1 pseudogene is annotated in these 230 nt (G+C 73.9%); it reads left to right on the top strand.

Annotation, left to right across the window (positions count from 1 at the left end):
• Nucleotides 1-230 (top strand): annotated as a pseudogene (locus MKK88_RS15560) (Y-family DNA polymerase); the annotation flags it as partial.

Genomic DNA, 230 nt, shown 5'->3' with positions numbered 1-230 from the left:
GTGGGCGAGCGGATCATCCACGAGCTGCGCGGGCTGGCCTGCCTGCCGCTGGAGCTGGTGCCGGCCCGGCGCAAGGGCTGTGCGGTGACGCGCTCGTTCTCCGCGCGGATCGAGGACCGCGCCACCCTGGAGGAGGCGGTCGCCGCCCACGCGACGCGGCTCGGCGAGAAGCTGCGGCGGGAGGGGCTGGGCACCGACCACGTGACGGTCTTCTATCACACGAGCGAGCA

Source organism: Methylobacterium sp. E-005 (assembly GCF_022829725.1).
Taxonomy (GTDB): domain Bacteria; phylum Pseudomonadota; class Alphaproteobacteria; order Rhizobiales; family Beijerinckiaceae; genus Methylobacterium.
This window is presented reverse-complemented; position numbering and strand designations above follow the sequence as displayed.